This is a genomic window from Pseudomonas sp. 05N434 (genome assembly GCF_056396965.1).
In genome coordinates this window covers 1-8,619 of sequence record NZ_JBFTMK010000419.1, presented here as the reverse complement: position 1 = coordinate 8,619, position 8,619 = coordinate 1, and the positions used below count along the sequence as shown (strand labels likewise).

General features: G+C 56.7%; 8 protein-coding genes and 1 pseudogene. 5 read left to right on the top strand and 4 right to left on the bottom strand.

Annotated features, from left to right (window positions below):
• The first annotated feature begins 309 nt into the window (after window positions 1-309).
• Entirely contained in the window at window positions 310-1,029 is a 720-nt protein-coding gene (locus AC1DLB_RS22260; RefSeq protein ID WP_436275131.1) for a response regulator transcription factor, read from the top strand.
• Window positions 1,030-1,108: 79 nt separating this feature from the next.
• Here the strand turns inward: AC1DLB_RS22260 and gyrB are convergent, their stop codons facing one another.
• The 4 genes and pseudogenes from gyrB to dnaA all read right to left on the bottom strand — a co-directional run bounded on the left by gyrB (window position 1,109) and on the right by dnaA (window position 7,164).
• The gene (gene gyrB, locus AC1DLB_RS22255) at window positions 1,109-3,526 is read right to left on the bottom strand and encodes a DNA topoisomerase (ATP-hydrolyzing) subunit B (protein WP_477785653.1); all 2,418 of its coding nucleotides are present in this window, start codon (window positions 3,524-3,526) and stop codon (window positions 1,109-1,111) included.
• A 5-nt stretch (window positions 3,527-3,531) separates the two neighbouring features.
• Window positions 3,532-4,425 (bottom strand): annotated as a pseudogene (recF, locus tag AC1DLB_RS22250) (DNA replication/repair protein RecF); the annotation flags it as partial.
• 75 nt (window positions 4,426-4,500) lie between these two features.
• Window positions 4,501-5,604: a DNA polymerase III subunit beta gene (dnaN, locus tag AC1DLB_RS22245; protein ID WP_007903001.1), complete on the bottom strand. Its 1,104-nt coding sequence runs from the start codon at window positions 5,602-5,604 to the stop codon at window positions 4,501-4,503.
• Between the two features lie 39 nt (window positions 5,605-5,643).
• On the bottom strand, window positions 5,644-7,164 hold the full coding sequence (dnaA, locus tag AC1DLB_RS22240; RefSeq protein ID WP_007934322.1) for a chromosomal replication initiator protein DnaA: 1,521 nt from the start codon (window positions 7,162-7,164) through the stop codon (window positions 5,644-5,646).
• 568 nt (window positions 7,165-7,732) lie between these two features.
• On the opposite strand from dnaA, the gene rpmH reads away from it, so the two are divergent.
• The 4 genes from rpmH to AC1DLB_RS22220 form a co-directional block, all read left to right on the top strand.
• A complete protein-coding gene (gene rpmH / locus AC1DLB_RS22235) occupies window positions 7,733-7,867 on the top strand; it encodes a 50S ribosomal protein L34 (RefSeq protein ID WP_003213577.1) in 135 nt (44 codons plus the stop codon).
• Window positions 7,868-7,883: 16 nt separating this feature from the next.
• Window positions 7,884-8,285: a ribonuclease P protein component gene (gene rnpA / locus AC1DLB_RS22230; protein WP_026286513.1), complete on the top strand. Its 402-nt coding sequence runs from the start codon at window positions 7,884-7,886 to the stop codon at window positions 8,283-8,285.
• Complete coding sequence (gene yidD, locus AC1DLB_RS22225) at window positions 8,278-8,523, top strand: membrane protein insertion efficiency factor YidD (protein WP_003213574.1); 246 nt, start codon at window positions 8,278-8,280, stop codon at window positions 8,521-8,523. The genes rnpA and yidD overlap by 8 nt, the downstream gene beginning before the upstream one ends.
• A 2-nt stretch (window positions 8,524-8,525) precedes the next feature.
• Window positions 8,526-8,619: hypothetical protein (locus AC1DLB_RS22220; protein WP_477785654.1), on the top strand; the 94-nt coding region annotated here is incomplete at its 3' end.

Here is an 8,619-nt window from a genome sequence, read left to right as displayed (position 1 = left end):
GTGCAACATTCTGCTCGATGACAGATATTGACTGGACCGTGGTGCATCCCAATCCGAGACCCGCGGCCAACATCAACGCTGTTAATCTTGTAAACCCGTTAAAGATAATCTTTAGACGCATTTTTTCCCACAGTCCCTCTGGAGCATTCTGCCGATAATTCATCGCCTACAGGCTAAGTGATATCAGCGTATCCACACTTGGGAAGTTCACAGCAATTCGCCACAATTGTTCAGATTCAACCAATCAGCCTAAACTCCCGCAGGAATTTTCTTAACCGTTGCACTTACGAGATGAAGGAAGCACTCGGCATGCGTGTCGCAATACTGGATGACGAACCCGCCGAACTCCGCCGGGTGGAACAGACACTGCGACAGATCCCCGTCACGGGGGAGCAGACGTGGACGTTGCACAGTTTCGAGCGGGGAGAGGACCTGTTACGGCAACTTCGCCGGGAAACTTTCGATCTGCTGATCCTCGACTGGCAATTGCCCGACATCAGCGGTCTGTCGTTGTTGCGCTGGACCCGGGAACACATGGACTCACCACCGGCCGCGATCATGCTCACCAGTCGCGATACCGAAAGCGATATCGTCCAGGCCTTGAACGCCGGAGCCGACGATTACGTGAGCAAACCGTTTCGTCCCAACGAGCTGATGGCTCGGGTGAGCGCCGTGCTTCGTCGGCATGGACTGCAACGCGCGGCAGCCACCGAAATACTCACATTCAATGACCTCGAATTCGACGACGCCGAACTCACTGTTACCCGTGCCTGCACCCCCATCAGCCTGACCGAACGGGAATACCGTCTCGCCCGCTGCCTGTTCGCCAATCTGGGCCGACCTTTGTCCCGTGAATACTTGTATGAACGCTTTTGGACCCATGAAGAAATCGTGTCCTCCCGGCCTCTGGATACTCATATTTATCGCCTGCGCAACAAGCTGGGTCTGACGGCTGATCGCGGTTGGCAACTGCTGACGATTTACGGGTATGGGTATCGGCTTGAGAGCGTAGCGACTGCCAGCGAGTGAACAGCTGTTACATTCCTTCGATCAATAAAAAAGGCCAACGCATAGCGTTGGCCTTTTTTGTTTTAGCGGTCCTGCCGGATCAGAAGTCCAGGTTGGACACCGCCAAGGCGTTGCTTTCGATGAAGTCACGGCGAGGTTCGACCGCATCACCCATCAGGGTGTTGAAGATCTGGTCGGCGCCGATGGCGTCTTCGATGGTCACTTTGAGCATGCGGCGCGAGCCCGGATCCATGGTGGTTTCCCACAGCTGATCAGGGTTCATCTCACCCAGACCTTTGTATCGCTGGATGGTATGACGCTTGGTGCTTTCGGCCATCAACCATTCAAGGGCTTCCTTGAATTCGGTGACGGCTTTCTTGCGTTCGCCACGCTGGATATAAGCGCCATCGTCCAACAGGGTGCTCAGTTGAGCGCCCAGGGAAACGACGGTCTTGTAATCGTTGCTGCCGAAGAAGTCGCGGTTGAAGGTGACGTAGTTCGACAGGCCGTGGGAGATCAGTTCGACCTCTGGCAGCCAGACATTACGTTCACGGTCTTCGCGCAGGCTGGCCTTGTAGACCAGGCCGGACTTCTCGACGGTGCGCAGGCGAACTTCGTACTGAGCCAGCCAATCCTGCATCGCTGCGTGGTCGGACAGTTGCTCCATGCTCACGGCTGGCAGGTAGATGAAGTGCTCGGTCAGTTCCTGCGGGTACAGGCGCGACAGGCGCTTGAGGGTCTTCATCACCAGACGGAAGTCATTCACCAGACGCTCGAGAGCTTCACCGGAGATACCCGGGGCTTCTTCGTTCAGGTGCAGGCTCGCATCTTCCAGGGCCGACTGCGTCATGTACTCTTCCATGGCGTCGTCGTCTTTGATGTATTGCTCTTGCTTGCCTTTCTTCACTTTGTACAGCGGCGGCTGAGCGATGTAGATGTAGCCRCGCTCGATCAGCTSCGGCAKCTGMCGGWAGAAGAAGGTCAGCAGCAGGGTACGGATGTGSGMRCCGTCGACGTCRGCRTCGGTCATGATGATGATGTTGTGATAACGCAGCTTGTCGATGTTGTACTCGTCGCGACCGATGCCGCAGCCTAGCGCGGTGATCAAGGTGCCCACTTCTTGCGAAGAGATCATCTTGTCGAAGCGCGCCTTCTCGACGTTCAGGATCTTGCCCTTCAATGGCAGGATGGCCTGGGTCTTGCGGTTACGTCCCTGCTTGGCGGAGCCGCCAGCAGAGTCACCTTCCACGAGGTACAGTTCGGAAAGGGCAGGGTCTTTTTCCTGGCAGTCCGCCAGTTTGCCCGGCAGGCCGGCGATGTCCAGCGCGCCTTTACGACGGGTCATCTCACGGGCTTTACGCGCCGCTTCACGCGCACGCGCCGCGTCGATCATCTTGCCGACGACCAGCTTGGCTTCGTTCGGGTTTTCCAGCAGGAAGTCGGAGAAGTACTTGCCCATTTCCTGTTCGACCGCGGTCTTCACTTCGGAAGACACCAGCTTGTCTTTGGTCTGGGAGCTGAACTTCGGATCCGGCACTTTCACCGAAATGATCGCCGTCAGGCCTTCGCGGGCATCGTCACCGGTGGTGGCGACTTTGTGCTTCTTCGCCAGGCCTTCAGCTTCGATGTAGGTGTTCAGGTTACGCGTCAGTGCCGAACGGAAACCCACCAGGTGAGTACCGCCATCGCGCTGTGGAATGTTGTTGGTGAAGCACAACAGGTTCTCGTTGAAGCTGTCGTTCCACTGCAGGGCGATTTCCACACCGATGCCGTCTTCACGCTGGATGTTGAAGTGGAACACCTGGTTGACCGCAGTCTTGTTGGTGTTCAGGTATTCAACGAATGCACGCAGACCACCTTCGTACTTGAACAACTCTTCCTTGCCGCTGCGCTCGTCCTTGAGGACGATGCCGACACCGGAGTTGAGGAAGGACAGTTCGCGAATCCGCTTGGCCAGGATGTCCCAGCTGAAGTGGATGTTCTTGAAGGTGTCAGCCGAAGGCTTGAAGTGAATCTGGGTACCGGTGGATTCGCTGTCGCCAACGATTTTCATCGGTTCTTGCGGAACACCGTGGACGTAGGTCTGTTCCCAGATCTTGCCGCTGCGGCGAACGGTCAGGACCAGTTCTTCGGACAGGGCGTTAACCACCGATACACCTACACCGTGCAGACCACCGGAAACCTTGTAGGAGTTGTCGTCGAACTTACCGCCGGCGTGCAGCACGGTCATGATGACCTCGGCCGCCGAAACGCCTTCTTCTTTATGCACGTCTACCGGGATGCCACGACCGTTGTCGCGAACAGTGATGGATTCATCCGGGTGGATGATGATGCTGATGTCGTCGCAGTGGCCGGCCAAAGCTTCGTCGATCGAGTTATCGACCACCTCGAACACCATGTGGTGCAGACCGCTGCCATCGTCGGTGTCACCAATGTACATACCGGGACGTTTGCGTACGGCATCCAGGCCTTTCAGCACTTTAATGCTCGTTGAGTCGTACGTATTTTCTTCGCTCAATGCCTTCACTCCCGATGGTCGTGGGTCTGGGTGATACGGCCCTGTTCCACGTGGAACAAAGCGACTGGCGTTTCCGTCTGCCAGCCTTCCCTCAATAATTCGTGATCTACACAGGTGATAAAAACCTGGCAGCGTAAGTCTTCCAGCAAGCGGCAAAGCGCGCGACGGTGGTGCTCGTCCAGTTCGGACGGCAAGTCATCCACCAGATAAATACACTGGCCGCGTCGGGCCTGGCTGACCAAGTGCCCTTGGGCAATCCGCAATGCACAGACCACCAACTTCTGCTGACCACGGGACAAAATGTCCGCGGCGTTATGTGCGCCTAATCGGAGACGCAAATCAGCCCGTTGTGGTCCGGCCTGGGTATGACCCATTTGCTGATCCCGCTGAAGGGATCCAGCGAGCACTGCACTCAACTCACGGTCTTTGTCCCAGCCTCGGTAATAGCTGAGCGTCAAGCCCTCAAGCTCAACCAGTTCGCTCAAGGTCTGTTCAAAGACTGGTTTCAAGGCTTTGATGTAAGCGCGGCGGTATTCATCTATTTCATCGCTGGCCTGGCACAGTTCCCTGTCCCAAACCGCTTGCGAAACGGCGTCAAGTGTACCATGCCGCAGCCAAGAGTTTCTCTGGCGCAAGGCCTTCTGCAAGCGCTGCCACGTAGACATGAATCGCGGTTCCACGTGGAACACACCCCAGTCGAGAAACTGCCGGCGAATCTTCGGCGCGCCTTCCAGCAGGCGGAAGCTGTCCGGGTTGATCAACTGCAGCGGCAGGATCTCCGCCAGTTGTGCCGCACTACGGGCGTTCTGCCCGTCGATACGGATCTGGAACTCTCCCTGACGATCGCGAGATATCCCCAATGCGCTGTGCCCACCCTCGGCCAATTCGACCTGGCCAAAAGGTCACCGGGTGCAGATTGCGCACCGCGGTGACCGAGACGCGACTTAAGGACATCTAGCTTCTGCTGAGCATGATTACAGACGCATCGGCATGACAACGTAAGCCGAGTCGTCGTTGTCGGACTCTTGCACCAGCGCACTGCTGTTGGAGTCGGACAGGATCAGGCGAACCTGCTCGGTGGTCATCACGCCCAATACGTCGAGCAGATAGCTCACGTTGAAGCCGATTTCCAGAGAGCCGCCGTTGTACTCAACGCCCACTTCTTCTTCCGCTTCCTCTTGCTCCGGGTTGTTCGCCTGGATCTTCAGCTGACCGTTGGCCAGCTGCAGACGGATGCCGCGGTACTTCTCGTTGGACAGAATCGCGGTACGGCTGAACGCTTCACGCAGGGCCTGGCGATCGCCGAGTACCAGCTTGTCGCCACCTTTAGGCAGAACACGCTCGTAGTCAGGGAATTTACCGTCGACCAGTTTCGAGGTGAAGGTGAACTCGCCGGTGGTAGCACGGATGTGGTGCTGGCCCAGCACGATGCTGACGTTGCCGTCCGGTTCGGTCAGCAGACGTGCCAGTTCCAGGATACCTTTGCGTGGCACGATGACCTGATGACGATCCGGCTGACCGATATCGGCCTGCATCGAGCACATGGCCAGACGGTGACCGTCGGTCGCCACAGCGCGGATGATCCCGGCCGAGACTTCCAGCAGCATGCCGTTGAGGTAATAACGCACGTCCTGCTGCGCCATGGCGAAGCTGGTGCGTTCGATCAGGCGACGCAGTTTGCTTTGCTCAAGGCTGCAGGTCAGCGAACCCGGGCCTTCTTCCACCGTCGGGAAGTCGTTGGCCGGCAGGGTCGACAGGGTGAAGCGGCTACGGCCGGCCTTCACCACGAGCTTCTGCTCATCGACCTTGATGTCGATCAGCGCGTCGTTTGGCAGGCTCTTGCAGATGTCCATCAGCTTGCGCGCAGGCACAGTGATGGAACCCGGGTCTGCAGGCTCTTCGAGTTGCACACGACCGACCAGCTCGACTTCCAGGTCGGTACCGGTCAGCGACAGTTGCTGGCCTTCGACAACCAGCAGCACGTTGGAAAGCACCGGCAAGGTCTGTCGGCGCTCGACGACGCCTGCGACCAGTTGCAGGGGTTTCAACAGGGCTTCGCGTTGAATGGTGAAATGCATGGTCTAGTCCCTTGCCTTAATAAGCTGCGCTGGTGTTCATCAAGTGGTCAGTGTACGCAGCAGGTTCTTGTAGTCCTCGCGGATGTCCGCGTCGGATTCCTTAAGCTCGTTGATCTTGCGGCAGGCGTGCAAAACAGTCGTGTGGTCGCGGCCGCCAAACACATCGCCGATTTCCGGCAGGCTGTGGTTGGTCAATTCCTTGGACAACGCCATAGCGACCTGACGCGGACGTGCTACCGAGCGTGAACGACGCTTGGACAGCAGGTCGGAGATCTTGATCTTGTAATACTCAGCGACGGTGCGCTGAATGTTATCCACAGAGACCAGTTTATCTTGCAACGCCAACAAGTCTTTCAGGGATTCGCGAATCAACTCGATGGTGATGTCGCGACCCATAAAGTGCGAGTGGGCGATCACGCGTTTGAGCGCGCCTTCCAGCTCACGGACGTTGGAGCGAATACGCTGGGCGATGAAGAATGCCGCGTCGTGTGGCAGATCGACTTTGGCCTGGTCGGCCTTTTTCATCAGGATCGCTACACGGGTTTCCAGCTCCGGCGGCTCGACGGCAACCGTCAGGCCCCAGCCAAAGCGGGATTTAAGGCGTTCTTCAAGGCCTTCAATTTCTTTCGGATAGCGGTCACTGGTGAGAATGACCTGCTGGCCACCTTCGAGCAGGGCGTTGAAGGTGTGGAAAAACTCTTCCTGCGAACGTTCCTTGCGAGCGAAGAACTGAATGTCATCGATCAGCAACGCATCCACCGAACGGTAGAAGCGCTTGAACTCGTTGATCGCGTTCAACTGCAGCGCCTTGACCATGTCGGCCACGAAACGCTCCGAATGCAGGTACACGACCTTGGCATTCGGGTTCTTCTTTAATAGGTGGTTACCCACAGCGTGCATCAAGTGGGTTTTACCCAAACCGACGCCACCATAAAGGAAGAGCGGGTTGTAACCGTGCTTGGGGTTGTCCGCCACCTGCCAGGCCGCAGCCCGTGCCAGTTGGTTGGACTTACCTTCGACGAAGTTCTCGAAGGTGAAAGTGCGGTTCAGGTAGCTGGTGTGCTTGAGCGCACCTTCGACCTGCACCGTGCGCTGCTCGGAACGAACCGGGGCCTGTTGCGAACTGGCGCCGGCCATAGGGTCGAAGCTGTCGCGGGACGGCTCTTCACTGACCTCGGCAACTTTTTGCGTCGAACGCTTGGTCGGTGCCGCCGCCGGAGCAGGGGCTGGAGCGCTGACCGGTGCGGCCGCCGCCTGAGCCTGGGACGCCGCAGCGGCCAACGGGGCATTGGGTGCCGCACGCGGTGCCGAACTGCGTTTGCTGCCTATTAATAAGGAAAGCGCCGGCGCCATGCCATTGCCGTGCTCATCCAGCAGTTCAAGGACGCGGCCCAGGTACTTTTCGTTGACCCAGTCGAGAACAAAACGATTCGGTGCGTAGACACGCAACTCGTCGCCTTCGGCTTCGACCTGTAGCGGGCGGATCCAAGTGTTGAATTGTTGGGCAGGCAGCTCATCGCGCAAAAGCTCCACGCACTGCTGCCAAAGTTCCACTGACACGGATATCCCCTAAGTTGAAAGCCGGTGAGGCAAAAACAAGCGGTCATTGTAGCGGCCAGACGCCCACTTATCCACATGCAGGTTGCGCACAGGGCATGAATTATCAACGCGTTAACTCTCAAAAAGAAGACCAACGGTATGTGCATAAGCTCTGTGGATAACCGCCCATGAGGGCACTGGACAAGTGGGGGCGAAACTCGGTGGATAACCTGCCTGTGGATAACTGACCTTTCCACACACAGCTTATCCGATAGCGCAGCACAGGCTGATCACCGTTTTCCACTGTAGTTGTCATTCTCTGTACATCACGGTTTTTAAGGGCTTAAGGCAGTTATCCACAGATGATCGCGTGCCTAGCTTTTACAAGCTTTACAGAAAAGCTTTAAATAATTCCCTTCTTTATTTCTATATCTAGCGAACGACCTGCGGACGAGCAAATCCTCTGGAGATCTATTTATAAGGAAACGTYGGTTGGAAATTGACCTAGAGGCTTGCTTTCTCTAGAATCCCCGGTCTCTTAAAACGGGGGCCATTCCGGCCCGTTGTGGACGAACCAGGTAACACGACAATGAAACGTACTTTCCAACCAAGCACTATCAAACGCGCTCGTACCCACGGTTTCCGTGCTCGCATGGCTACCAAGAACGGTCGTGCCGTCCTGTCGCGTCGTCGCGCCAAAGGTCGTGCGCGTCTGGCAGTTTGATAATCCGGCACTGGAGGTGAGTCAGGACTTCAGTCGGGATAAGCGTCTGCTTACTCCCCGGCATTTCAAGGCAGTCTTTGACTCCCCTACCGGCAAGGTTCCGGGGAAAAATCTCCTGCTCCTTGCGCGCAATAACGATCTTGATCACCCCCGTCTCGGGCTGGTTATCGGGAAAAAGAGCGTAAAGCTCTCCGTCGAGCGCAATCGCCTCAAACGTCTGATGCGCGAATCGTTTCGCCTGAACCAGGATTCACTGGTCGGTTGGGACATTGTTATCGTCGCGCGCAAAGGTTTGGGTGACGTAGAAAACCCCGAATTGATTCAGCATTTCGGCAAACTCTGGAAACGTCTGGCACGCAGCAAGCCGGTACCAGCAGTCAAAGCCGAAACTGTAGGGGTAGACAGTCCCGATGCGTAAACTGGCACTCGTTCCGATCCAGTTTTATCGCTATGCCATTAGTCCCCTGATGGCCAATCACTGTCGTTTCTACCCCAGTTGTTCCTGCTACGCGTTAGAAGCCATAGAAAATCATGGCCTTCTGCGCGGTGGCTGGCTGACCTTTCGTCGTTTAGGTCGCTGTCATCCGTGGAATCCCGGTGGTTATGACCCGGTTCCACCTATCCCTACCTCCCGTTCTTCTTCGATGGCCGAGTAATCATGGATATCAAACGCACGATCCTGATCGTCGCCCTGGCAATCGTGTCCTACGTTATGGTTCTTAAATGGAACCAGGACTATGGCCAGGCTGCCC

Excerpts from the sequence above, each read along its gene's own strand:
- rpmH (WP_003213577.1), top strand. The coding sequence starts at position 7,733 with ATGAAACGTACTTTCCAACCAAGCACTATCAAACGCGCTCGTACCCAC.
- dnaN (WP_007903001.1), bottom strand. The coding sequence starts at position 5,604 with ATGCATTTCACCATTCAACGCGAAGCCCTGTTGAAACCCCTGCAACTG.
- yidD (WP_003213574.1), top strand. The coding sequence starts at position 8,278 with ATGCGTAAACTGGCACTCGTTCCGATCCAGTTTTATCGCTATGCCATT.
- AC1DLB_RS22260 (WP_436275131.1), top strand. The coding sequence starts at position 310 with ATGCGTGTCGCAATACTGGATGACGAACCCGCCGAACTCCGCCGGGTG.